This window comes from Streptomyces sp. NPDC021225 (genome assembly GCF_044332865.1).
Taxonomy (GTDB): Bacteria; Actinomycetota; Actinomycetes; order Streptomycetales; family Streptomycetaceae; genus Streptomyces.
On record NZ_JBIRPV010000001.1, the window covers coordinates 1,312,525 to 1,337,030 of the forward strand.

Genomic DNA, 24,506 nt, shown 5'->3' on the forward strand with positions numbered 1-24,506 from the left:
GGCAGCCGACCCGTCAGGCGTCCACGGCGAGCCGCTTGCGCAACAGGCCCGCCAGCGCGTCGGCGAGGGCCACCGGGTCGATCGGGTGGGTGACCGCGGCCTCCGCCCGGCTCCAGGTGGCCAGCCAGGCGTCCTGCGGGCGGCCGATCAGCAGCAGCACCGGAGGGCAGCGGAAGATCTCGTCCTTGATCTGCCGGCAGACGCCCATGCCGCCCGCGGGAACCGCCTCCCCGTCCAGCACGCACACGTCGATGCCGCCGTCCTCCAGCGCCGAGAGGACGGCGGGGAGGGTCGCGCACTCCACGAACTCCACGGGCGGGACGTCGGGGGCGGGCCGGCGTCCGGCCGCGAGCCGCACCTGCTGACGGGTGCCCGAGTCATCGCTGTAGACCAGCACCGTGGCGGTCGGCTGCATCGTTCCTCCGCGTTACATGGGTGGACTCCTGGCGCGGATGCTACTCCCGTACAGCCCTGGGGAGGAGGGGGCGTGCAAGCCCCTCCCTCCTTCGAGGGACCGGCCGCGGACCGGCCGCGGGTCCGTCCGGCCACCGCGGGGACAGCCGGCGTACCACCGCCCACAACCGGCCGTACGAGCAGCATCGATGCCCTTGACACTCCGAACGGTACCCCCGGGAGTGAGGGCTGGATAAGCGACCGACATAATGTCGGTCGTGGCGACAGCAACAGCAGTAGATACCGGGCACGCGCACCCGACGGTCAACCGGCCGAACCTCACCAGCGTCGGAACCATCATCTGGCTGAGTTCCGAGCTGATGTTCTTCGCGGCCCTCTTCGCGATGTACTTCACCCTGCGGTCGGTGACCGGCGCAGAGCACTGGAAGGAAATGGCGTCCGCGCTGAACTTCCCGTTCTCCGCGACGAACACCACGATCCTGGTGCTCTCCTCCCTCACCTGCCAGCTCGGTGTCTTCGCTGCCGAGCGCGGCGACGTGAAGAAGCTGCGCACCTGGTTCGTGATCACCTTCATCATGGGCGCGATCTTCGTCGGCGGTCAGATCTTCGAATACACCGAACTGGTCAAGCACGAGGGTCTGTCGCTCTCGTCCGACCCGTACGGCTCGGTGTTCTACCTGACCACGGGCTTCCACGGACTGCATGTGACGGGCGGACTCATCGCCTTCCTGCTGGTCCTGGGCAGGACGTACGCGGCCAAGAGGTTCACCCACCAGCAGGCGACGGCGGCCATCGTGGTGTCTTACTACTGGCACTTCGTCGATGTCGTCTGGATCGGCCTCTTCGCCACGATCTACTTGATCAAGTAATCCGGTCGCCGCACCGGCACCACGTCCTCATCGCATCGACGCAGAAGATCCTGACACCGGGGTAATCCGTGAAAAAGCTCTCCGCACGACGGCGCCATCCGCTGGCTGCGCTCGTCGTCCTACTCTTCGCGCTGGCGGTCACTGGGGGGCTGTACGCCGCGTTCTCGCCGAGCGAGGCCAAGGCCGATGACAGCTCCGCCCAGTCCCTCGCCATCGAGGAGGGCAAGAAGCTCTACGCCGTCGGCTGCGCCAGCTGCCACGGCACCGGCGGTCAGGGTACGACCGACGGTCCGAGCCTGGTCGGCGTCGGCTCCGCCGCCGTGGACTTCCAGGTCAGCACCGGTCGTATGCCCGCGCAGCAGCCCGGCGCCCAGGTGCCGAAGAAGAAGAACATCTACTCGAACGCCGAGATCCAGCAGCTGTCCGCGTACATCGCCTCGCTCGGCCCCGGCCCGGTGACTCCGACCAAGGAGCAGTACAACCCGGCCGGCGCGGACATCGCCGAGGGCGGTGAGCTCTTCCGTACCAACTGCGCGCAGTGCCACAACTTCGTCGGCAAGGGCGGCGCCCTGACCAACGGCAAGTACGCGCCGTCCCTGGAGGGCGTGTCCGCCAAGCACCTCTACGAGGCCATGCAGACCGGCCCGCAGAACATGCCCTCCTTCCCGGACACCACGCTGCCGGAGGAGAAGAAGAAGGCCATCATCGCGTACCTGGACACGGTCAACAGCGACAAGACCGCGACCCCCGGCGGTATGGAGATCGGCGGCCTGGGCCCGGTGAGTGAGGGTCTGTTCGGCTGGGTCTTCGGCATGGGGGCCATGATCGCCCTGACCATCTGGGTCGCCGCCCGGACCGCAAAGGCCAAGAAGTCATGAGTAGCCACGACATTTCACAAACAGAAGACAACCTGCCACACGGGCAGGGCGAGGGCGGCGCGGTAGAGACGGCGGACAACCCGTTCGCCGACCCGGGTCTGCCCCCGCACGAGCACCGTCAGCAGGACATCGACGAGCGGGTCGCCAGGCGCTCCGAGCGCACGGTCGCGCTGTTCTTCACGGTCTCGATGCTGGCGACGATCGCCTTCATCGCCTCGTATGTGGCCTTCCCGGTAGACAAGATCATCTATGTCTTCCCGCTCGGCCACATCAGCGCGCTGAACTTCTCGCTCGGCCTGACCCTCGGCATCGCCCTCTTCGCCATCGGCGCGGGCGCGGTCCACTGGGCCCGCACGCTGATGTCGGACGTGGAGATCGCCGACGAGCGTCACCCGATCGAGGCCGAGCCCGAGGTCAAGGCCAAGGTCCTGGAGGACTTCCGGGCGGGCGCGGAAGAGTCCGGCTTCGGCCGGCGGAAGCTGGCCCGCAACACCCTCTTCGGCGCGCTGGCCCTGGTGCCGCTCTCCGGCCTGGTGCTGCTGCGCGACCTCGGCCCGCTGCCGGGCGACAAGCTCCGGCACACCAAGTGGGCCAAGGGCAAGCGCCTGATGAACTACAACACGGGTGGGGCGCTGCGCCCCGAGGACATCTCGGTCGGTTCGCTCACCTTCGCCATGCCCGAGGGCATGAGCGAGGCGGACCACGACTTCCAGACGCAGATCGCCAAGGCGGCCCTGATGCTGGTCCGGCTCCAGCCGGAGAACATCAAGGACAAGCGCGAGCTGGACTGGTCGCACGACGGCATCGTGGCGTTCTCGAAGATCTGCACCCACGTCGGCTGCCCGATCAACCTGTACGAGCAGCAGACGCACCACGTCCTGTGCCCCTGTCACCAGTCGACGTTCGACCTCTCCGACGGCGGCCGCGTGATCTTCGGCCCGGCCGGGCACGCCCTGCCGCAGCTGCGGATCGGCGTCAACAAGGACGGTTACCTCGAAGCCAAGGGCGACTTCGCGGAGCCCGTCGGTCCTGCTTACTGGGAGCGCGGATGAGTACTGCAACTGAGACGCAGGCGCGGGGCCGCAAGGCCCCCGCGGGCGAGCGCGTCGCCGACTGGGCGGACGGCCGGCTGGGCATCTACAGCCTGGCCAAGGCCAACATGCGCAAGATCTTCCCGGACCACTGGTCCTTCATGCTGGGTGAGGTCGCGCTCTACAGCTTCATCATCATCATCCTCACGGGTGTGTATCTGACGCTGTTCTTCCACCCCAGCATGGAAGAGGTCGTCTACCACGGTCCGTACGTCCCGATGCAGGGCGTGCGGATGTCCGAGGCGTTCGCCTCGACGCTCGACATCAGCTTCGAGGTGCGCGGCGGTCTGCTCATCCGGCAGATCCACCACTGGGCCGCGCTGATCTTCCTCGCCGCGATGTTCGTGCACATGATGCGCGTCTTCTTCACCGGCGCGTTCCGCAAGCCGCGTGAGATCAACTGGCTGTTCGGCTTCCTGCTGTTCTTCCTCGGCATGCTGACCGGCTTCACCGGCTACTCGCTCCCCGACGACCTGCTCTCCGGCACCGGTCTGCGGTTCATCGAGGGCGTGTTCCTGTCGATCCCGGTCGTCGGCACCTACATCTCGATGTTCGTGTTCGGCGGCGAGTTCCCCGGGATGGACCTGATCCCCAGGCTCTACCCGGTCCACGTCCTGCTGCTGCCGGGCATCATGCTCGGCCTGCTGGTGGCGCACCTGATCCTGGTCTTCTACCACAAGCACACGCAGTACCCCGGGCCCGGCAAGACCGAGAAGAACGTCGTCGGCATGCCTCTGCTGCCGGTCTACATGGCCAAGGCGGGCGGGTTCTTCTTCCTGGTCTTCGGTGTGATCGCGATCCTCTCCGCGGTCGCCACCATCAACCCGATCTGGGCCATCGGCCCGTACCGCCCGGACCATGTGTCCACCGGCGCCCAGCCCGACTGGTACATGGGCTTCGCCGAGGGTCTGGTCCGTGTGATGCCCGGCTGGGAGATCACCCTGTGGGGCCACACGCTGGTCCTGGGCGTGTTCATCCCGATCGTGCTGTTCCCGCTGGTCCTGTTCGCGATCGGGGTCTACCCCTTCATCGAGTCCTGGATCACCGGCGACAAGCGCGAGCACCACATCCTGGACCGCCCGCGCAACGCCCCGACCCGTACCGCCTTCGGCGTCGCCTGGCTGACCGCGTACTTCGTGATGCTGATCGGTGGTGGTAACGACCTGTGGGCCACCCACTTCCATCTGTCGATCAACGCCATCACGTGGTTCGTCCGGATCGGCTTCTTCGTCGGCCCGGTGCTGGCCTTCATCATCACCAAGCGGATCTGCCTGGGTCTCCAGCGGCGCGACAAGGACAAGGTGCTGCACGGGCGCGAGACCGGCATCATCAAGCGGCTGCCGCACGGCGAGTTCATCGAGGTGCACGCGCCGCTCTCGCAGGAGGACCTGCACATGCTCACCCAGCATGAGCAGCCCAAGGCGCTCGAGGTCGGCCCCGAGGTCGACGAGAACGGTGTGCGCCGGAAGATAAAGCGGTCGGAGAAGCTCCGGGCCAAGCTGTCCAAGGGCTACTACGGCGGGGACAACGTCATCCCCAAGCCGACCGCCGAGGAGTACAAGGAGATCACCAGCGGCCACGGCCACCACTGATCCCCTTCAGCGAACACCTCAGCTGTACGCCACACACCCCAGGGCCCCGGCCCGGACCACACGGTCCGGCCCGGGGCCCCGGGCCGTTTTCGTACCGCTCCGGTCCGCGCCGATGGGGCCGATAGGCTTGCCGGGGGCCGTCGCACAGCCGAGCTATGAGGCCCCAGCCCTGACCAGCCGAGTTCCAGGAGCGGACCATGGACGTTGTGACCCCAGCCGGAGGCGACAACCGCGCGACGGCCCGCACCTGGCCGGACGTACTCGACTCGCTGCTGCTCGGCCAGGACCTCACCGCCGACGACACCGCCTGGGTCATGGACCGGATCATGCGCGGCGAGGCCAGCGACGCGCAGATCGCCGGCTTCGCGGTCGCGCTGCGCGCCAAGGGCGCGACGGTGGCGGAGGTGTCCGGGCTGGTCCGGATCATGTACGAGCACGCGAACGTGATCGAGGTGCCCGGGCCGACCGTCGACATCGTGGGCACGGGCGGCGACCGCGCCAAGACCGTCAACATCTCCACGATGTCGGCGCTCGTGGTGGCGGGCACCGGGGCCAAGGTGGTCAAGCACGGCAGCCGCGCCTGGTCCTCCGCCAGCGGCTCCTCCGACGTCCTCGGCAAGCTCGGCGTCAATCTGGACCTGTCCCCGGCGCGCGTGGCCGAGGTCGCCGAGGAGGCCGGCATCACCTTCTGCTTCGCGGCGCACTTCCACCCCGCGCTGCGCCATGTCGGGACCGCGCGCAGCGACCTCGGCATCGCCACCATCTTCAACTTCCTCGGCCCGCTGACCAACCCCGCCCGGGTGCGCGCCCAGGCCACCGGGGTCGCCGACATCCGCATGGCGCCCATCCTGGCCGGGGTGCTCGCCGAGCGCGGCTCCTCCGCGCTGGTCGTCCGCGGCGACGACGGCCTGGACGAACTGACCATCACCTCCACCTCCCAGGTGTGGGTGGTCGAGGGCGGCACCGTCCGTCAGGAGACCTTCGACCCGCGCGACGTCGGCATCGAACTGGCCCCGGTGGAGTCCCTGCGCGGCGCCGACGCGTCGTACAACGCGGATGTCGCGCGGCGGCTGCTGGCGGGGGAGCGCGGCCCCGTACGGGACGCGGTGCTGCTCAACTCGGCCGCGGGGCTGGTCGCGCTGGAGGGCGGGACGGGCGGCAAGCCGCTGCCCGAGCGGATCGCGGCGGGCATGGAGAAGGCGGCGGAGTCCATCGACTCGGGCGCGGCGCGGGCGGCGCTGGAGCGGTGGGTTCTGGCCACGAACGCGTAGCGCCCTGCGGCGGGCGGTCTGGGTGCAGCCTCCGCCCGGGTCCGGCGGGGCCGCCCCCCGGCCCCGCGCCTGCGACGGGCGCTTCCCCTACCCGCCCCTTCCCGCAGCATCGAGATGCGGCTCCGCCGCGTGAGGGGGCAAGCCTCCGGACCCCCGGACGCCCTTCGGGCGTGTCCTCAATCGCCGGACGGGCTGACAGCCCGTCCGGCGATTGAGGACCGGGGTCCGGGGCGGAGCCCCGGTTCGGGAAGGGGCGGGGCGGGGACAAGGCACGCCGCAGGCGGAGTTGTCCGTATCGCGGACAGGGGGTTCGGGCTTCGGGCGGGCGTGGCATACTCCTGCGCAGGTCACGAGCGACAGCGACTTCGGCCCCGGCCCGCTGTCCGGCAACCCTCCGTCCGTGGCGGGGTGCCCCGGGTGATGACCAGGCCGCAGGCAGCGAGGTCTGCGGCAAGCGCGGACCCCTCGCGAAAACCAGGGGTCCTGGTCGTCGAGGGAGTTCTTCCGTGATGCAGCGAATGCGCTAGGGCCGACGGCCCCTTCTTCCCCTCAACCGGCGCGGTGCCGACTTCGCCCGCGCGTTGAGCTTCTTTCCGCGTGCCCGACGGCGGGCTGCCGCACGCACGCGTGACGCATTCAACTCTTCGCCCTCCCGGGAGACTTCGCCATGTCCGCGACCGCTGCTGCTGCCGCCACCGCCACCCACACCCCGCTGCCCGTCCTCGGCCGGGACGTCCTGGTCCCGCTCGTCACGGGCGGCGAGGTCGACTACGCCGCACTCGACTACGCCGCCAGCGCCCCCGCCCTCCAGCGGGTCTGGGACGACATCGCGGCCTACGCCCCGTACTACGGCAGCGTGCACCGCGGCGCCGGCTATCTCTCGCAGCTGTCCACCGATCTGTTCGAGAACAGCCGCAAGGAGGTGGCCGCCTTCCTCGGCTGCCGCCCCGACGACCAGGTGGTCTTCACCCGCGCCACCACCGACTCGCTCAACCTGCTCGCCGCCGCGCTGCCGCAGGGCACCCGGGTGTTCGTGTTCGAGACCGAGCACCACGCCTCGCTGCTGCCGTGGCAGCAGCGGGAGGGCATCGAGGTCGGCTATCTGAGCGCGCCGCGCTCCCCGCGGCAGGCCGTGGAGACGCTGGAGCGGGCGCTGGCCGCGTGGCGAGCGGACGACCAGGAGGCTGACACGGGCGCGGGCGCGGGCGCGGCGCTGGTGTGTGTGACCGGTGCGTCGAATGTGACTGGTGAGCTGTGGCCGGTGCGGGAGCTGGCGGAGGTGGCCCATGCGCATGGCGCCCGTATCGTGCTGGACGCGGCCCAGCTGGCCCCGCACCACCCCGTGGACATCGCCGCCCTGGACGTCGACTGGGTCGCGTTCTCCGGGCACAAGCTGTACGCGCCGTTCGGGGCGGGCGTGCTGGCGGGGCGCGCGGACTGGCTGCGCGCGGCCCGGCCGTATCTCGCGGGCGGCGGGGCCAGCCGCAAGGTGGCCCTCAGCGTCCGAGAGGGAGTCGGCGAGGTGGAGGTGGAGTGGCACACCACCGAGGCCCGGCACGAGGCCGGCTCGCCGAACGTCATCGGGGCGTACGCGATCGCGTCGGCCTGCAAGGCGCTGACCGAGGCCGGGTTCGAGTCCCTGGTGGCCCGGGAGCGGCGGCTGATCGCCAAGGTCCGTGAGGGGCTGGCCGAGGTGGACGAGGTGAGGGTGCTGTCGCTGTTCGGCGACGACGCCCCCCGGGTGGGGGTCATCTCCTTCGTGGTGGAGGGCTGGAACAGCTCGCACTTCGCGGCCGCCCTCTCCGCGGAGTACGGCATCGGCGTGCGCGACGGCCTGTTCTGCGCGCATCCGCTGGTGCGCACCCTGCTGGGCGGCGAGCCCGGGGAGGCGGGCGAGTGCGGGGCCCCGGAGACCGCGCCGGGGGAGCGGTCGCTGAACGCGATCCGGGTCAGCTTCGGCGCGGGCACCCCCGACGAGCACGTCGAGCGGTTCGTGGGCGCGGTGAAGGAGCTGGTCCGGGACGGCGCGAAGTGGAGCTACCGCACCGAGGACGGGCGCTGCGTCCCGGACCGCGGCTGAACCGCGAAGGGGCGCGAACTCAGCCGTCGAGGCCGATCGCGAAGGCCGCCTCGAGGTCGTGCTGGGAGTAGGTGCGGAAGGCGATGTGGGTCTCGGTGGAGGCCACGCCGGGCACCTTGCTGATCCGGCCCGGGATGACGTCCGCGAGGTCGTCGTGCCGGGCCACCCGCACCATCGCGATCAGGTTGTGCGCCCCGGTGACCGAGTAGACCTCGCTCACGCCGTCGATCGCGGCGATCCTCTCGGCGATCTCGGGGATCTGGTCCACGTCGGTCTTGATGAGCACGATCGAAGTGATCACGGCTGGCTTTCTCCCTCGCTGGTGACTGCCCCGCTCACTCTAAGACTTGATCCGTAACTCACCAAAGGGTGAGCTGTGGACTGCGGCCGGGGCGGGGACCAGGCTTTCCGGCGTGGTCACGCGGGCGTGACTCATCCGGGGTCGCTCGGTTCCGCCGTCCGGCGGTTCGGGGAGCAGAGGTTTCACGGTGTTGCCGTGGGACTGCCACGCGACCCGACCGCCGGGGCGGTTTCGGGCTCGGTGTGGTTGACTCCCGCAGCGCTTCTTCCAGCGCTTGTGAACATGTGATCTGTGCGTGCCGGGACGCGGCGGTGTCCAGGTACGCGGTCTTGGGGTCGTCCACATCTGCGAAGCGGACGAACGGGGCCAGGCGGCGGATACGAGGTCACGCTTGCCGACCAGGCCGCACGCGCCGCACTTGTGTGCGCGGTCGCGGAGGGTCTTGTTGACGCGCTCGCCGCACAGGCAATGCTGGGACAGGGCTGTTGACCAGGTGGAGGCCCGGACGAGCCTGCCCCCGGCCGCGTCGCACTCCACCGCGAGGGCGGAGATCAGCATGCCCGGCGTGGTCTGCGACAGGCGCTTGCCCCACAGCCGGTACCACATGTGGATGTCGCAGTCCTCGACCACGAGCACAGGGCCATGGGCGGCGATGATCTCCCGCGCCACGGTGCGGGCGCGATCGCGCCGGTGCTCGGCCAGCGAGGCGGCATACTCGGCCTGGCGGGCGCGCTGCTCCCGGTAGTGGGCGGACAGCCGGTCACGCCGGAACGCCTGCTGGGGAAGCCCATCGGCGCGGGCGGTGCGGTCACCACCGGGCACGGTCACCATCTTGGGCTTCAGCCCGTTCTCGGCTCGGCGGGCGGCGCGGGCCGCCTGCTTCTTCGACAGCCCGTACTGCGCGGCGTTCGTTGCCCTGCGTGAGCGCTCCAACGCCCTGCCACGGCCCCGCTGCTTCTTCGCTTGCTTCTCCGACAGGGGCCGTGCGAAGCCATGGGGGAGCCGCCCATCGGCGCGCGACGCTGCGGGTCCTATTGCCGGGCGGTCTTGGTCGCCCGTCCGAAGCGGACCCACGCGTAGAGGAACCCGAGGCTGAACCCCACGAGGTGGGCGAGGTAGGCGACCCCGGGGCGGTCGTCGGCCCCGCGGGCGGCCAGCCACTGGAGCGCGACCCAGAAGATCAGCACTACCCAGGCGGGGAAGCGCAGCGGCAGGAAGAACAGAAACGGGAAGAGGCTGGTCACCCGGGCCCGGGGGAAGAGCCACAGAAAGGCGCCGAGGACTCCGGAGATCGCCCCGGAGGCGCCGACCAGGGTCTGGGTGGAGCCCGCGTGCGCCGCGGCGTAGCCGAGCAGCGCCAGATAGCCGGTGGCGAGGTAGAAGAGCACGAACTGGATCCGTCCCATGCGTTCCTCGGCCATCGCCCCGAAGACGTACAGAAACAGCATGTTGCCCAGCAGATGCAGCCAGTTGCCGTGGACGAACAGCGCCGTCAGCGGGGTCAGTGGCTCGGCGGGCGCGCCGCTCCACAGGGCGCTGGGCACCACCCCCCAGCGCTCGAAATGGCCGGTCTGGGCCCGCAGCAGCTCGCTCCCGGTGCCATAGCCGGGGTTGAGTCCGGAGGCCGGGCCCACGGCGAAGATCAGGCAGCAGGCGGCGATGAGGGCGTACGTCATCAGGGGGCGGCCTGCCCCGCCGCCGGACCCCTCCGACGTCTCGATCATGGGCAGATCATCGCGTATCGGGCGCAACCTGCCCAGAGTGCCTCGCCGCCGTCCGGGCCGGACCGGGAGCGCACCTGGCCTCGGCGCGGGGCAGGGCTCAGGCCGTAGGGTTACTCCACGCCGAAGTGCGAGAGTGGAATCAAGACGAGGACGGACGAGGACCCCATGGCCGTGCCCCTGCCGACAGCCGAGACCCGCTGGCGCTGCACCCTGTGCGGCAATCTGACGCGGTTCGATGTGACGCGTTCGACCAAGGTCGTCGAGTACGTCCATCTCGACCTGGGCGGGGAGCCCAAGGTCGAGGAGCGCGAGGTGGTCAATGAGACCATTGAGTCGGTGCGCTGCCGCTGGTGCAACGCGGTCGATCAGATCGAGCTGGTCGATCGTCCGGGCGCGAGCGCGGGCGCCTGAGAAGCGCGGGCGCCTGAGAACGGAGCGGTGACAGGTGGTGGAGCGGACAGGCGACCCCGGTTCGGCCGGTGACGCCGAGGGCGTCGCCGAGGCGCTCGACCGCCCCCTGCCGGAGGGGGTCAGGCGCCGGGTCGTGGCCCTGGTCGCGGACGCGTTCGGCGGTCTGACGGTCACCGAGCTCCCGGCCCAGCTGCGGCAGTACGCCCGCTTCACCCCGACCCGCCGGGCGAAGTTCGCGGGCAACGCCATGGCCGCCACCGTGGAGTCCGACCCGGTCTTCCGGCAGCGGATCGCGGGGCGGCTGCGGGAGACCCAGGCGGAGCTGGCCGAGGCCATCGAGGGCGGCTCGCCGCCCGCCGCCGCCGATCCGGTGGACGTCGCGGCGATCGCCTATGTGCTGCGGCCGGTCGGCTGGGTCAAGCTGGTCGAGGCCGCGGGCGAGGAGGCGCAGCGGGTCTCCGCCGAGCGGGCCGCCGAGGAGGCGGAGCGCGAACTGCGGCGGCTGCGCGAGGAGCTCGTCGAGGCCCGGGCCGCGGCGCGCACCGAGACCGAGCGGACCCGCACCGAGCTGGAGGCGGTCCGCAAGGAATCGGACACCTTGCACCGTAAGCTGCGCAGCGCGCTCAGCGACGTCAAGCGCGGCGAGGCGGCGCTGCGCAAGGCCGTGGCGGAGCTGGACTCCGTGCGCTCGGCGGCCGCGGTGCGGCAGGCCACGGCGGAGGGTGAGGCGCGGCGGCTGCGGGCCCGGCTCGCGGAGACGGAGTCGGCGCTGGAGGCCAGCCGGCGGGCGGCCCGCGAGGGGCGCAGCGTCGAGGACATGCGGGTGCGGCTGCTGCTGGACACGGTGCTGGACGCGGCGCAGGGACTGCGGCGCGAACTGGCGCTGCCGCCCGCGTCGATGCGCCCGGCGGACGCGGTGGACGCGGTGGAGCCGGGCAAGATGACGCCGAAGGACATAGCGACCAGGGCGCTCTCGGAGATGGACCCCGCGCTGCTGGACCAGCTGCTCGCGCTGCCCCAGGCCCACTTGGTGGTGGACGGCTACAACGTCACCAAGACCGGCTATCCGACGATGCCGCTGGACAAGCAGCGGCTGCGGCTGCTGGGCGGGCTCGCGGGGCTGGCGGCCCAGACGGGCGCGGAGATGACCTGTGTCTTCGACGGGGCGGAGCTTGCGGCGCCGGTGCTGCTGGCGCCGCCGCGCGGGGTGCGGGTGCTGTTCAGCAAGCCGGGGGTGACCGCGGACGAGCTGATCAGGCAGCTGGTGCGGGCCGAGCCGCCGGGCCGGCCGGTGGTCGTGGTCTCCACGGACCGCGAGGTGGCCGACGGGGTGGCGAAGGCCGGGGCTCGACCGGTCTCCTCGGCGCTGTTGCTCAAGCGGCTCGCGCGTACCTGAGTGGCGCCGGGGGTGCCCCGTTGGGGCGGTTGACGCCTGCGGAGCGTCAACTGACCGTTACTGTCGGTGTGATGTTTGTAAAAGATGCGCCTCCGGACCGACTTTTTTGTCGGTGGGATTTGAACGGATCACGACCAGGTCACTATGGTCAGCTCGAACCTCCGCACGGTTGATCACTCATCCGGGGTGTCGGCGGGGGTACCGCCGAGTCCGCGCGCTTGTTTCGTGGAGCCGGGGTCTTGACCCCTCATCACCCGGTAGGCGGCTGGAGGAAGAAGGAGCTCGCCTTCGTGGCGTCCCACCGTCGACCCAAGCAGCCGAGCCGTACTCGGGTGACCGTCTTCACCGCGACCGCCGCCGCGGCCGTCGCCCTCTCCTCCCAGGCCGCTCAGGCCGCGCCCAAGGCGGACAAGAAGGACGTCAAGGAGCAGGTCGACACGCTCTACGAGCAGGCCGAGCAGGCGACCGAGAAGTACAACGGCGCCAAGGAGAAGAAGGAAAAGCTGGAGAAGCAGGTCGGCGAGCTCCAGGACAAGGTGGCCCGCGGCCAGGAGGACCTCAACAAGCTCCGCAACAGCCTGGGTTCGATGGCCACCGCGCAGTACCGCTCCGGGGGCATCGACCCCTCCGTGCAGCTGCTGCTCTCCTCCGACCCGGACAGCTACCTCGACAAGGCCTCCACCCTCAACCAGCTGAGCGGCAAGCAGGCCGAGTCGCTGCGCAAGATCGCCGACAAGCAGCGCACGCTCAAGCAGCAGCGCGAAGAGGCGTCCACGAAGCTCCAGGACCTCGAGGACACCCGCAAGGCGCTGGGTGAGAAGAAGAAGGAGATCCAGGGCAAGCTCTCCAAGGCCCAGCAGCTCCTGAACACCCTCACCGAGAAGGAGCGGGCCGCGCTCGCCGCCAAGGAGCAGGAGCGCTCCAACCGCTCCAACGAGCGCGCGAACCTGGGCAACGACGTGCCCGACTCGCAGCGCGCCGCCGCGGCCCTGGCCGCCGCCAAGACGAAGATAGGCTCGCCCTATGTGTGGGGCGCGACCGGCCCGTCCTCCTTCGACTGCTCCGGCCTCACCGGCTGGGCGTACGGGCAGGCCGGCGTCTCCCTGCCGCGTATCTCGCAGGACCAGGCGAACGCCGGCACCCGCATCGGCCGTGGCGACCTCAAGCCGGGCGACCTGGTGCTCTTCTACAACGACCTGCACCACATAGGCCTGTACGCGGGCAACGGCCAGGTGCTGCACGCCCCCAAGCCCGGGGCCAATGTGCGCTACGAGTCGATGGACAACATGCCGTTCATGTTCGGCGTCCGGGTCTGACCGGCCCTCCCCCGAACCGTCCGTTCGGGGGAAATCCGAGAGCGGCCGACAACCTCCGCTGAGCTTCCGCCCCGCCGGTGACCTGCGTCTCCGGCGGGGTGTCACATTGTGTGCCCGCTGCGCTTCTTGGACCGTGCGCGATCGTACGGCTACTGTCTGCGCGCAGTTCTTCCCACACAGTGGAAGGGAGTGCGGCTTCCCATGGCGTCCTGTCGGCGTTCCTCTCAGCCCGGTTCTTCCTCGCCCGGTTCTTCCTCACCCGGCGCTTCTTCGCCCGGTTCCGCGTCGCCCGGTTCTTCCTCACCCGGCTCGCCGGCGCCCGGTCCGGCGCGGTCCGGTGCCGCTCGGCCGGGTTCCGGCCGGGTCACCACCCTGGGCCGGGCCACCGCCCTGACCGCCGTCTCGGCCGCCGTGGCCTCGGCGGCCGCGCTGTCGGCGGTGCCGGCCGGCGCCGAGCCGCACGACCCCTCGCCGGACGCCACGGCGCCCGGCGCCACCCCCGGCGCGGTCGAGCGGCTCTACGCGCTGGCGGAGCGGGCGACCGAGCGGTACAACGCGGCCGAGGCGCACGCCCAGGGGCTGCGCCGCCAGGTCGACCGGATCCAGGACCGCGTCGCCCGCGGCCAGGAGCGGGTCAACCGGATGCGGGTGGCGCTCGGCGCCCTCGCGGGCGGGCAGTACCGCTCCGGCGGGGTCGACCCCAGCCTCGCCCTGATCCTCTCCGAGGACCCCGCCCACTACCTCGCCAAGGCCGCCACCCTGGAGCGCATCGGCAAGCGGCAGGCCGGGCAGCTGAAGGTCTTCGAGGGCGCCCAGCGAACGCTGCGCCAGCAGCGCGCGGAGGCGGCGGCCAGGCTCGCCCGGCTGGAGGGCAGCCGCGAGGCCGTGGTCCGCGACAAGCGGGCCGTACGGCACAAGCTGGCCACGGCGCGCCGGCTGTTCAACGCCCTGCCCCCCGCCGCGCGAGCGGCCTATCTCCAGGGCCCGCACGGCGCGGGCGGGCGGGCCGGAGTGCCGGACCTGCCGCCGTCCTCGCCGCGCGCGGCCGCCGCGCTGGAGGCCGCCCAGGGGGCGGTGGGCCAGCCGTACGCCTGGGGGCAGGCCGGGCCCACCGCCTTCGACTGCTCGGGGCTGACCCAATGGGCGTACGGGCGGGCCGGGGTGGCGATCCCGCGCACCTCCCAGCAGCAGGCGTCCGCCGGACACCAGGTGTCGCTCGGCCGCATCCGCCCCGGCGACCTGGTGGTCTACCGCTCCGACGCGGGCCATGTCGGGATGTACGCGGGCAACGGACAGGTGATCCACGCGCCCTACCCGGGGGCGCGGGTGCGCTACGACCCGGTCGGGATGATGCCGATTTCGGCCATCACACGTGTCTGATACGCGCGTCTGATTCCGGTCCGCGAGCCTCGTACGATCTACGGCGTGGCGGGTAGGTGGCGGCCGGGCGGACGGCGGGCGGGCAGCGGACGGGCCGAATCGTGGGCCGGACGGCGGGCCGGGCGGTGGGTGGCGCTGTGCGCGCTCAGTGCTCTGTCGGCCGCCGCGCTCACCGGCTGCGGCGGCGTCCCGCCCCCCGACGATGCCACCGGGCGGGACGGGCAGGCCGTCCAGCGGCTGCTCGACCGGCGGGCCGCGGCGATCCGCGAGCGGGACGCGGACGCCTTCCTGGCCACCATCGACGGGAGCTCCGCCCGCTATCGGGCCGAGCAGCGGCGGATGTTCACCAACCTGGCCGCCGTGCCGCTGCGCTCCTGGACCTACCACCTGGTGGACACCGGCGGCTTCACCCCCTCGCTGGGCGAGGGCCGGCGGATCGCCGCCCGGGTCGAACTGCGCTACCGGCTCTCCGGGTACGACACCGCGCCGGTCGTGGCCGAGGAGTATCTGACCCTCGCCCGGCGCGACGGGCGCTGGTACGTGGCCTCCGACGACGGTGAGGAGCGCGGCCGGCGCACCTCCGTGCAGCTGTGGGACCAGGGCGCGGTGACCGCGGTGCGCGGCGAGCGCAGCCTGGTCCTCGGCGTGGGCCAGGACCGGCGGCGACTGCGCGAGGTGGCGGCCGGCGCGGACCGGGCGGTGACCGCGCTGCGGAAGGTGTGGCCGCACGCCTGGGCCGGGCGGGTGGTGGTGCAGGTGCCCGCCTCCCTGGATCGGATGGCCGCCCTGCTGGGCGCGTCCGCCGGCGGCTACCGCGGCATCGCGGCCGTCACCACCGGCGAGGTCGGCGGGGGCCACGGCGCTGCCGCCGACCGCGTCATCGTCAACCCCGAGGCCTACCAGATCCTCGGCGACTTCGGCCGGCGCGTCGTGCTCACCCACGAGACGGCCCATGTGGCCACCCGCGCCACCACCACCGCCGCCACCCCGCTGTGGCTCTCCGAGGGCTTCGCCGACTGGGTGGGCTACCTCGGCACCGGCCGAACCCCCCGCGAGGTGGCCCCCGAGCTCGCCCGCTCCGTCGAGGCCGGCCGCCTGCCGAACGCCCTCCCGGGCGACGGCGCCTTCAACTTCGGCGGCAAGGCGGAGAGCCTGTCCCAGGCGTACGAGGAGGGCTGGCTGGCCTGCCGCCTGATCGCGCAGAAGTGGGGCGGGGAGAAGCTGGTCGAGTTCTACCGCGCGGTGGGGGAGAGTTCGCGGCGCCAGGGGGCGGTGGAGTCCGCGCTGCGCGAGGTGCTGGGCACGAGTCTGAACGAGTTCACCGCCCTGTGGCGCAAGTACGTTGCCTCGGAGCTCGGCTAGCGGGCACCGACCCCCGCTCCGGCTCCCGGAGGCCCAGGGGCCAGGGGGTGCCCGGCGGATCTTTCCCCACCCCGCCCCTTCCCGGCCCCGTTCGAGCCCCTGTCGATATGCGGCTCCGCCGCGTGGCAGGGGCTTCGCCCCTGGACTCCGGGGTCTGGGGCGGAGTCAGCGTCATGCCACCCATGTGAACCACCGCATCAGCAAGGAGATCGTGTCCGTCGCGCAACGCACCGGTCGCGGTATCGCCGTCGAGGCACTCGGCGGGATCCGCGAGCGGGTACGGCTACGCCGCGACCAGCGGGGCACTCTCTCCTCCTGGCCGTTCCACCAGCTCGGAGAGCACCTCGCCTACAAGGCTCGCAGGGCCGGGGTGCCGTTCCTCGAGGTTGATGCGGCCTATACCTCGCAGCGCTGTCCGCGCTGTGGGCATACCGAGCGGGCCAACCGGTCCGACCGGGACCATTTCCGCTGTCGTCGGTGCGGGCTCTCCCCCAGCTACCGCTGGGAGGTGCCCCCTGGCCCGGCCGATGTCGTCGCCGGGGTCAACGTGCGCGATCGCGCACGCCCGGCGTGGGTGCTTGTCACCGCGCCCGCACCCTCCCCCTGACATCAGCCTGGGGGTGGGTGGATGCGACCCGTGACCGTCCTGTCGTAGGGGACAGTCGGGAGCGCGACGAGGTGCGAACGACCGAGCGCACAAGCTCGGCCGTTCACGGCCGAGAAGGTGACCCCGCCACCGGTGCCCGCCCGCCGGGCCGCGGAGCGGGCCGGGGCGCCCTGACGGGCGGGGGCGTTCCGACAGGCCGGGGCGGCCCGGCTGCGGCCCGCCTCCGGGACCCGTACCCGGTACTGTCGGCGGCGATGGACAAGACCCTGATCGTCACCAACGACTTCCCGCCCCGGCCCGGCGGCATCCAGGCGTTTCTGCACAACATGGCGCTGCGCCTGGACCCTGGGCGGGTCGTCGTCTACGCCTCCACCTGGAAGCGCGGGCGGGAGGGCGCCGAGGCCACCGCCCGGTTCGACGCCGAGCAGCCGTTCCCCGTCGTACGGGACCGCACGACCATGCTGCTGCCCACCCCGCGGGTGACCCGGCGCGCCACCGAGCTGCTGCGCGCGCACGGCTGCACCGCGGTGTGGTTCGGGGCCGCCGCCCCGCTCGGGCTGATGGCCCCGGCGCTGCGCTCGGCGGGCGCCCGGCGGCTGGTGGCGACCACCCATGGGCACGAGGCGGCCTGGGCCCAGCTCCCCGCCTCCCGCGGGCTGCTGCGCCGGATCGGCGAGGGCACCGACACCCTCACCTACCTCGGCGAGTACACCCGCACGCGGATCGCGGCGGCGGTTGGCCCCGAGGCCGCGGCGCGCATGGTCCGACTGACGCCCGGCGTGGACGAGAAGACCTTCCACCCCGACTCGGGCGGCGCCGAGGTCCGGGCCCGGCTCGGGCTGGCCGACCGCCCGGTGGTGGTGTGCGTCTCGCGGCTGGTGCCGCGCAAGGGGCAGGACACCCTCATCCAGGCCATGCCGCGGATCCTGGACCGGGTCCCGGACGCCGTCCTGCTGATCGTCGGCGGCGGCCCGTACGCCAAGGAGCTGCACCGGCTGGCCGAGACCACCGGCGTCGCCGGTTCCGTACGGTTCACCGGCGCGGTCCCCTGGGAGGAGCTGCCCGCCCACTACGGCGCGGGCGACGTGTTCGCCATGCCCTGCCGCACCCGCCGCGGCGGCCTGGACGTCGAGGGCCTGGGCATCGTCTACCTCGAGGCCTCCGCGACCGGCCTGCCCGTCGTCGCCGGGGACTCCGGCGGCGCGCCGGACGCCGTCCTCGACGGCGAGACGGGCTGGGTGGTGCGGGGCGGCTCCGCCGAGCAGGCGGCCGAGCGGATCGTGGCGCTGCTGGAGGACGCCGAGCTGCGGCGGCGGATGGGGGAGCGGGGGCGCGCGTGGGTGGAGGAGCGCTGGCGCTGGGACCTGCTCGCCGAGCGGCTGGAGGGCCTGCTCTGAGGCTGAGGCCGCGCTCCCGCGCAGGCCCTCAGCCCTGGTACAGCGCCTCGATCTCCGGCGCGAAGTCCTTGGCCACCACGCTCCGCTTGAGCTTCAGCGACGGCGTGACATGCCCGGAGTCCTCGGTGAACTGCGTGGTCACGATGCGGAACTTGCGCACCGACTCCGCCCTCGAGACCGCCGCGTTCCCGTCGTCCACCGCCCGCTGGATCTCGGCCAGCAGCGCGGGGTCCTCCCGCAGCTCGGCCACCGTGGAGCCGGCCGGCCTGCCGTGCTCGGCCAGCCAGCGCGGCAGGAACTCCTCGTCGACGGTGATCAGCGCGCCGACGAAGGGGCGTCCGTCGCCGACGACCATGCACTCGGCGACCAGGGCATGCGCCCTGATCCGGTCCTCGATCACCGCCGGGGCCACGTTCTTGCCGCCCGCGGTGATGATGATCTCCTTCTTGCGGCCGGTGATGGTGAGATAGCCGTCCGCGTCGAGGGAGCCCAGGTCGCCGGTGTGGAACCAGCCGTCCGACAGCGCCTCGGCCGTGGCCGCCTCGTTGTTCCAGTAGCCGCTGAACAGGTGCTCGCCGTGCAGCAGCACCTCCCCGTCGTCCGCGATCCGGACCACCGTGCCCGGCATCGGCTGGCCGACCGTGCCCAGCTTCTGCCGGTCCCACGGGTTGAAGGTGGTCGCCGCACAGGACTCGGTCAGGCCGTACCCCTCCAGCACCGTGAAGCCGATGCCCCGGTAGAAGTGGCCGAGCCGGGCGCCCAGCGGGGCGCCGCCGGAGATCGCGTGGGTGGCCCGGCCGCCCAGGACGGCCCGCAGCTTGCTGTAGACCAGGCGGTCGAAGATCTTGTGCTTGACCTTGAGGCCGAAGGACGGCCCGGCGGAGGTGTCCAGCGCCTTGCTGTAGGCGATGGCGGTCGCGGCCGCCTTGTCGAAGATCTTGCCCTTGCCGTCGGCCTGCGCCTTGGCCCGCGCCCCGTTGTAGACCTTCTCGAAGACGCGCGGCACGCCCAGCACCAACGTCGGCCGGAAGGAGGCGAGTTCATTGGTGAGGGTCTTGACGTCCGGGACGTGTCCGAGCTTGATGGGCGCCAGCACCGCCGCGATCTCCACCAGACGCCCGAGCACATGCGCCTCGGGGAGGAAGAGCAGCACCGACGACTCGCCGGTCACGAAGATCGGCTTGAGGCGGGCCACGACATTGCCGCACTCGACGAAGAAGCTGCGGTGGGAGAGCACACACCCCTTGGGGCGGCCGGTGGTGCCCGAGGTGTAGACGATCGTGGCCGGGGAGTCGGCGTTCGCGATGGCGCTGCGCTCGTCGACCACCGCGTCCGCGATGTCCGCGCCCAGCTTCCGCAGGGTCTCGATCGCCCCGCCGCCCTCGATCCGCCACAGGCCCTTCAGCGCGGGCAGGGTGTCCCGCACGGACTCCACGGCCGCCTCGTGCGCGGCGGACTCGACCACACAGGCCACCGCGCCCGAGTCGCCGAGGATCCACTGGGTCTGCTCGGCCGAACTCGTCTCGTAGACCGGCACCGTGACCGCGCCCGCGCTCCAGATGGCGAAGTCCAGCAGCGTCCACTCGTAGCGGGTGCGGGACATCAGGCCGACCCGGTCGCCCGGCTCCACCCCGGCGGCGATCAGGCCCTTGGCGACGGCCCGCACCTCCACGAGGAACTCGGCCGCGGTGACGTCCTGCCACACGCCGTCGACCTTCCGGCCGACCACCACGACCTCGGGGTGATGCGCGGCGTTGCGCCGGATGAGGTCCGTCAGATTCCCGTCGGCCGGAACCTCGTACAGGGCCGGAAGGCTGAACTCGCGCAAGACTGCTGCTCCTCGTCGGGCGCCGGCGCCGCTACACGGGCAATGGGGGGTGATGGACTGCCCGGACGTTACCGATGGGTATGGCATCTGGGATAGGGGGTCCTCCCAGATGTTTGATGCGTCACACCCCGCTCTCGTACTGGCCGCAGACTAGTCGACCCGGCCCGGGACCCGGAAGTAACGGCAGGTGGCCGCGGAGCGGTGCGGGCGGGCGTCTGACGGCGGGGCGCGGCAGGACTTAGGCTGGCCCGCATGCGAGTTCACGTGGTCAGCGACGTGCACGGCAACAGTCGCGACCTCAAGAAGGCGGGCGACGGCGCCGACGCCCTGATCTGCCTCGGCGACCTGGTGCTGTTCCTCGACTACGCCGATCACTCCCGGGGGATCTTCCCCGACCTGTTCGGCGTCGAGAACGCCGACCGCATCGTGGAACTGCGCACCGCCCGCCGGTTCGCCGAGGCCCGTGACTTCGGCAACCGGCTGTGGGGCGGTCTTGAGGTGGACCGCCGGACCGCCATCGAGTCCGCGGTGCGCCGGCAGTACGCCGACCTCTTCGCGGCCTTCCCCACCCCTACCTACGCCACCTACGGCAATGTCGATATACCGAGGCTGTGGCCCGAGTACGCCCAGCCCGGTACCACCGTCCTGGACGGCCAGCGGATCGAGATCGGCGGCCGGGTCTTCGGCTTCGTCGGCGGCGGGCTGCGCACCCCGATGCGCACCCCGTACGAGATCGACGACGAGGAGTACGCCGCGAAGATCGCGGCGCTCGGCGAGGTCGACGTGTTGTGCACCCACATCCCGCCCGACGTCCCCGAGCTCTGCTACGACACCGTCGCCCGCCGCTTCGAGCGGGGCAGCGCCGCCCTCCTCGACGCGATCCGCGCCGTGCGTCCCCGCTACGCCTTCTTCGGCCATGTCCACCAGCCGCTCGCCCGCCGGATGCGGATCGGCGCCACCGAGTGCGTCAACGTCGGCCACTTCGCCTCGACCGGCACCCCCTGGACCCTGGAGTGGTGACCTGCGCGCGGTAGCCTTCAGCGGCAGGCACCCAGGCGGCGGATCAAGCGGACCGATACCGAAGGAACGACGGCGATGGCGGAACACACCAGCTCGAGCATCACGATCGAGGCGGCACCGGCCGACGTGATGGAGGTGATCGCCGACTTCGACCGTTACCCGGAGTGGTCCGGAGAGGTGAAGGAGGCCGACGTCCTCACCAAGGACGACCACGGGCGCGCCGAGAAGGTGCGGATGCTGCTCGACGCCGGGGCGATCAAGGACGACTACACCCTGGCGTACACCTGGACCGGTGACAACCAGGTCAGCTGGTCCCTGGTCAAGTCCCAGATGCTGCGTTCCCTGGACGGCTCGTACAAGCTGGCCCCCCTCGACAGCGGCAAGCGCACCGAGGTCACCTACCAGCTCACCGTCGACGTCAAGATCCCGATGCTCGGCATGATCAAGCGCAAGGCCGAGAAGGTCATCATCGACCGCGCGCTGGCGGGCCTGAAGAAGCGGGTGGAAAGCGCCGCCTGAGCGCCCCCTCGCCCGGACCCCGCCGGCCCCGACCGAACCCCGGCCCCGACCGAACCCCGGCCCGGCCCCCGTCGGGAAGACACCGCACCACCCTGCCCGGAGGCTCCTTTCCATGCGTACGGTCCTCGTCACCGGTACCGGCGGCGCGGGCCGCACCACCGTCGCCGCCGCGACCGCGCTCGCCGCCGCCCAGGAGGGCCGGCGCACCCTGCTGCTCACGGCCGACCGCGACTCCACCCCCGAGGCGCTGCTCGGCCTCCCCACGCCCCGGCCCGCCACCGCCCCGGCCGACCGGCGGCCCCCGTGGAACCCACCGGTCGAGGTCGCCCCCGGGCTGTGGGCCGCGCGCATCGCCGCCGACGACTGGTTCCGCGGCGAACTAACCACCCTCCAGGAACGGGGGCGCGGCGCGCTGGACATGCTCGGCGCCACCCCGCTGGACCCCGAGGAGCTGACCGGGCTGCCCGGCATGGAGGCCTTCGCGGTGCTGCGCGCGCTGCGCGCCGCCCATGACGCGGGCCCGGACACCGCCGGAGCCGCCGCCGGATGGGACGTCCTGGTCGTCGACATGCCGCCCGCCCCCGACACCATCGCGGTGCTCGCCCTGCCCGAGCAGCTGCGCCGCTATCTGCGGCGGCTGCTGCCCGCCGAGCGGCAGGCGGCGCGCGCCCTGCGGCCGATGCTGGCGCAGCTCGCCGGGGTGCCGATGCCCGCCCAGAAGCTGTACGAGACGGCCGAGCGCTGGGAGCGCGAGCTGGCCGGCGTGCAGGACCTGATCGAGTCCGAAGCCACCACCGTACGGCTGGTGGTGGACCCGGGGCCGCTCGCCGACCGGGCGCTGCGCACCGCCCGCGCCGGGCTCGCGCTGTACGGCTGCCGCGTGGAGGCCGTGGTCGCCAACCGGCTGCTGCCCACCGGCACCGCCGACCCCTGGCTCGCGGCGCTGTCCGGCCGGCAACAGGCCGCGCTCAAGGAGCTGCACGGGCAGTGGGCGCCCGACGTCCCCGTCCGTGAACTGCCGCACCTGGGCGGCGACCCGGGGGAGGCCGACGGCCCGGCCGGAGCGCCCCGGCCGGGCGGCCCCGCCGCCGGGCTCGCCGCCCTCGCCGGACCGGCCGGGGCCCCCGAGCCGCGCCCCGACCGCCCGGCCGCCGAGCCGTGGACCGTCGAGGACCGCCTCGCCGACGAAGGGGTGCTGGTGTGGCGGCTGCCGCTGCCCGGCGCCGACCGCGACTCCCTCGGCCTGGTGCGCCGCGGCGATGAACTGATCGTCACCGTCGGCCCGTTCCACCGCGTGCTGCCGCTGCCCTCCGCCCTGCGCCGCTGCACCGTGTCCGGCGCCGGGCTGCGCGACGGTCACTTGCACGTCCGCTTCACCCCGGACCCCGAACTCTGGCCGAAGAGCGTGTGACGGCTGTGACGGAGGCGCCCCTTGCCCCCCTTATCCCCCTTGCCCCCTTACCTTGTTTCCTCATTCCGGTAACGTCGGGAGCAAGCCCGGATGAACACCCCCGGGCCGTCAGTCCCTCCGCCGCAGGAGCCCGCCATGAGCGACGCCACCGAGCGCCCCGCCGAAACTCCCCTCACCGGCGATGCCCCGGACACCGATGTCCCGGTCACCGACATCGACCCCGACGCCTGGGAGCGGGCCTGTGCCGAAGACCTCGCCGCGGAGCGGGCCCGCCGCAGGGCCCGTGAGGGCGGCCACGAGCCGGGCAGCGCCGCCGAGGAGCTGCGCAAACTGGCCGAGGCCATCGCCGACAAGCTCGCCGGGGCCCAGGCCCCGCTGGCCGGAACGGCCGTGCAGGGTGCCGTACAACACTTGATCGCACAGGCGAAGGCCGCCGTCGAACCGGTCGTCGAACGCAACCCTGAGGTCTTCGATCACCTCGCCACCGCCGGCACCGAGCTTCTCGCCGCTTACCGGGCCGCGGTCCAGGGTCAGGAGGAGCGCTGGACGAGGGGCGGAGACGACCGCGACGGCAAGGCCGATGGCGCCGACAAGGGCGATGAGTCTTCGAGTAGTGAACACATCGACCTCGACTGAGCCCCCACCTCCGGTACCGTTGTGCCCGGCGGGGTTCGACCTAATAACTGAGGGACACATGGGACTCACCATCGGCGTCGACATCGGCGGCACGAAGATCGCAGCTGGCGTGGTCGACGAAGAGGGCTCGATTCTCGAGACGAGCAAGGTATCGACCCCGCCGACCCCGGAAGGGGTCGTCGACGCCATCGCGGACGCGGTGCGCACGGTCAGCGCCGGCCACGACATCGAGGCCGTCGGCATCGGCGCGGCCGGTTACGTGGACGACAAGCGCGCCACGGTGATCTTCGCGCCCAACATCAACTGGCGCCACGAGGCGCTCAAGGACAAGGTCGAGCAGCGCGTGGGCCTGCCCGTCGTCGTCGAGAACGACGCGAACGCGGCCGCGTGGGGCGAGTACCGCTTCGGCGCCGGCCAGGGCCATGACGACGTCGTGTGCATCACGCTCGGCACCGGCCTCGGCGGCGGCATCATCATCGGCGGCAAGCTGCACCGCGGCCGCTTCGGCGTCGCGGCCGAGTTCGGCCACGTCCGCGTGGTCCCGGACGGGCTGCTGTGCGGCTGCGGCAGCCAGGGCTGCTGGGAGCAGTACGCCTCCGGCCGCGCCCTGGTCCGCTACGCCAAGCAGCGCGCCAACGCCACCCCGGAGAACGCGGCGGTGCTGCTCCGCCTCGGCGACGGCACCCCCGAGGGCATCCAGGGCAAGCACATCAGCGACGCGGCCCGCCAGGGCGACCCGGTCGCCATCGACTCCTTCCGCGAGCTGGCCCGCTGGGCCGGCGCCGGCCTCGCCGACCTCGCCTCGCTCTTCGACCCCTCGGCGTTCATCGTCGGCGGCGGCGTGTCCGACGAGGGCGACCTGGTCCTGGAGCCGATCCGCAAGTCCTTCCGCCGCTGGCTGGTGGGCAACCAGTGGCGCCCGCACGCCCAGGTGCTCGCCGCCCAGCTCGGCGGCAAGGCCGGGCTCGTCGGCGCCGCCGACCTGGCCCGCCAGGGCTGACCG

At 72.0% G+C, this 24,506-nt stretch carries 23 protein-coding genes and 1 riboswitch; of the genes, 18 read left to right on the forward strand and 5 right to left on the reverse strand.

Translation table 11 applies throughout. The features are described 5' to 3' along the window. Positions 1-13: 13 nt before the first annotated feature. Positions 14-415, reverse strand: coding sequence for a hypothetical protein (locus ACH4S9_RS06035; RefSeq protein WP_311724677.1), 402 nt, complete (start codon positions 413-415; stop codon positions 14-16). A gap of 247 nt (positions 416-662) precedes the next feature. Between ACH4S9_RS06035 and ACH4S9_RS06040 the strand changes: the two genes are divergently transcribed. The 6 genes from ACH4S9_RS06040 to ACH4S9_RS06065 all read left to right on the forward strand — a co-directional run bounded on the left by ACH4S9_RS06040 (position 663) and on the right by ACH4S9_RS06065 (position 8,195). Next, positions 663-1,283, forward strand: coding sequence for a heme-copper oxidase subunit III (locus ACH4S9_RS06040; RefSeq protein ID WP_311724678.1), 621 nt, complete (start codon positions 663-665; stop codon positions 1,281-1,283). 68 nt (positions 1,284-1,351) lie between these two features. Continuing rightward, positions 1,352-2,161: a c-type cytochrome gene (locus tag ACH4S9_RS06045; RefSeq protein WP_311724679.1), complete on the forward strand. Its 810-nt coding sequence runs from the start codon at positions 1,352-1,354 to the stop codon at positions 2,159-2,161. Further along, entirely contained in the window at positions 2,158-3,213 is a 1,056-nt protein-coding gene (locus ACH4S9_RS06050; protein WP_358849427.1) for a Rieske 2Fe-2S domain-containing protein, read from the forward strand. Before ACH4S9_RS06045 ends, ACH4S9_RS06050 begins: the two co-directional genes overlap by 4 nt. Continuing rightward, the gene (locus ACH4S9_RS06055) at positions 3,210-4,844 is read left to right on the forward strand and encodes a cytochrome bc complex cytochrome b subunit (protein WP_311724681.1); all 1,635 of its coding nucleotides are present in this window, start codon (positions 3,210-3,212) and stop codon (positions 4,842-4,844) included. The genes ACH4S9_RS06050 and ACH4S9_RS06055 overlap by 4 nt, the downstream gene beginning before the upstream one ends. A 197-nt stretch (positions 4,845-5,041) precedes the next feature. Continuing rightward, positions 5,042-6,115: an anthranilate phosphoribosyltransferase gene (gene trpD / locus ACH4S9_RS06060; protein ID WP_311724682.1), complete on the forward strand. Its 1,074-nt coding sequence runs from the start codon at positions 5,042-5,044 to the stop codon at positions 6,113-6,115. 345 nt (positions 6,116-6,460) lie between these two features. Beyond that, a riboswitch (SAM riboswitch) is annotated at positions 6,461-6,578 on the forward strand. Positions 6,579-6,782: 204 nt separating this feature from the next. Next, on the forward strand, positions 6,783-8,195 hold the full coding sequence (locus ACH4S9_RS06065; protein WP_398370091.1) for an aminotransferase class V-fold PLP-dependent enzyme: 1,413 nt from the start codon (positions 6,783-6,785) through the stop codon (positions 8,193-8,195). A gap of 19 nt (positions 8,196-8,214) precedes the next feature. Here the strand turns inward: ACH4S9_RS06065 and ACH4S9_RS06070 are convergent, their stop codons facing one another. From ACH4S9_RS06070 to ACH4S9_RS06080, 3 genes are all read right to left on the reverse strand, one after another. Beyond that, the gene (locus tag ACH4S9_RS06070; RefSeq protein ID WP_311724684.1) at positions 8,215-8,496 is read right to left on the reverse strand and encodes an Lrp/AsnC ligand binding domain-containing protein; all 282 of its coding nucleotides are present in this window, start codon (positions 8,494-8,496) and stop codon (positions 8,215-8,217) included. A 39-nt stretch (positions 8,497-8,535) separates the two neighbouring features. Further along, positions 8,536-9,429 carry a hypothetical protein gene (locus tag ACH4S9_RS06075; RefSeq protein ID WP_398370093.1) on the reverse strand — a complete coding sequence of 298 codons (894 nt, stop codon included), beginning with the start codon at positions 9,427-9,429 and terminating at the stop codon, positions 8,536-8,538. 98 nt (positions 9,430-9,527) lie between these two features. Continuing rightward, positions 9,528-10,220: a rhomboid family intramembrane serine protease gene (locus tag ACH4S9_RS06080; protein WP_311724686.1), complete on the reverse strand. Its 693-nt coding sequence runs from the start codon at positions 10,218-10,220 to the stop codon at positions 9,528-9,530. A gap of 165 nt (positions 10,221-10,385) precedes the next feature. On the opposite strand from ACH4S9_RS06080, the gene ACH4S9_RS06085 reads away from it, so the two are divergent. The 7 genes from ACH4S9_RS06085 (at position 10,386) to ACH4S9_RS06115 (ending at position 18,089) form a co-directional block, all read left to right on the forward strand. Further along, positions 10,386-10,631, forward strand: a complete 246-nt coding sequence (locus tag ACH4S9_RS06085; RefSeq protein WP_311724687.1) for a hypothetical protein — start codon at positions 10,386-10,388, stop codon at positions 10,629-10,631. Positions 10,632-10,665: 34 nt separating this feature from the next. Next, positions 10,666-12,027: an NYN domain-containing protein gene (locus ACH4S9_RS06090; RefSeq protein WP_311724688.1), complete on the forward strand. Its 1,362-nt coding sequence runs from the start codon at positions 10,666-10,668 to the stop codon at positions 12,025-12,027. Positions 12,028-12,317: 290 nt separating this feature from the next. After that, positions 12,318-13,343: an NlpC/P60 family protein gene (locus ACH4S9_RS06095; protein ID WP_311724689.1), complete on the forward strand. Its 1,026-nt coding sequence runs from the start codon at positions 12,318-12,320 to the stop codon at positions 13,341-13,343. Positions 13,344-13,754: 411 nt separating this feature from the next. Beyond that, positions 13,755-14,723 carry an NlpC/P60 family protein gene (locus ACH4S9_RS06100; RefSeq protein WP_398370096.1) on the forward strand — a complete coding sequence of 323 codons (969 nt, stop codon included), beginning with the start codon at positions 13,755-13,757 and terminating at the stop codon, positions 14,721-14,723. Between the two features lie 129 nt (positions 14,724-14,852). Beyond that, positions 14,853-16,085, forward strand: a complete 1,233-nt coding sequence (locus tag ACH4S9_RS06105; protein WP_398370525.1) for a hypothetical protein — start codon at positions 14,853-14,855, stop codon at positions 16,083-16,085. Next, positions 16,066-16,692, forward strand: a complete 627-nt coding sequence (locus ACH4S9_RS06110; RefSeq protein ID WP_398370098.1) for a zinc ribbon domain-containing protein — start codon at positions 16,066-16,068, stop codon at positions 16,690-16,692. The genes ACH4S9_RS06105 and ACH4S9_RS06110 overlap by 20 nt, the downstream gene beginning before the upstream one ends. 254 nt (positions 16,693-16,946) lie before the next feature. Continuing rightward, entirely contained in the window at positions 16,947-18,089 is a 1,143-nt protein-coding gene (locus ACH4S9_RS06115) for a glycosyltransferase family 4 protein (protein WP_311724693.1), read from the forward strand. A 28-nt stretch (positions 18,090-18,117) separates the two neighbouring features. Here the strand turns inward: ACH4S9_RS06115 and ACH4S9_RS06120 are convergent, their stop codons facing one another. Next, positions 18,118-19,917: an AMP-dependent synthetase/ligase gene (locus tag ACH4S9_RS06120; protein ID WP_398370100.1), complete on the reverse strand. Its 1,800-nt coding sequence runs from the start codon at positions 19,915-19,917 to the stop codon at positions 18,118-18,120. Positions 19,918-20,169: 252 nt separating this feature from the next. Between ACH4S9_RS06120 and ACH4S9_RS06125 the strand changes: the two genes are divergently transcribed. The 5 genes from ACH4S9_RS06125 to ACH4S9_RS06145 all read left to right on the forward strand — a co-directional run bounded on the left by ACH4S9_RS06125 (position 20,170) and on the right by ACH4S9_RS06145 (position 24,503). Continuing rightward, entirely contained in the window at positions 20,170-20,937 is a 768-nt protein-coding gene (locus ACH4S9_RS06125) for a metallophosphoesterase (protein WP_311724695.1), read from the forward strand. A gap of 75 nt (positions 20,938-21,012) precedes the next feature. Continuing rightward, positions 21,013-21,456, forward strand: a complete 444-nt coding sequence (locus ACH4S9_RS06130) for an SRPBCC family protein (protein ID WP_311724696.1) — start codon at positions 21,013-21,015, stop codon at positions 21,454-21,456. A gap of 112 nt (positions 21,457-21,568) precedes the next feature. Further along, a complete protein-coding gene (locus tag ACH4S9_RS06135; protein ID WP_398370103.1) occupies positions 21,569-22,867 on the forward strand; it encodes an ArsA family ATPase in 1,299 nt (432 codons plus the stop codon). Between the two features lie 135 nt (positions 22,868-23,002). Continuing rightward, positions 23,003-23,503 (forward strand): DUF5304 domain-containing protein, encoded by a 501-nt coding sequence (locus tag ACH4S9_RS06140; protein WP_311724698.1) that lies wholly within the window; start codon positions 23,003-23,005, stop codon positions 23,501-23,503. Positions 23,504-23,561: 58 nt separating this feature from the next. Then, positions 23,562-24,503, forward strand: a complete 942-nt coding sequence (locus ACH4S9_RS06145; protein WP_398370105.1) for an ROK family glucokinase — start codon at positions 23,562-23,564, stop codon at positions 24,501-24,503. Positions 24,504-24,506 lie beyond the last annotated feature (3 nt).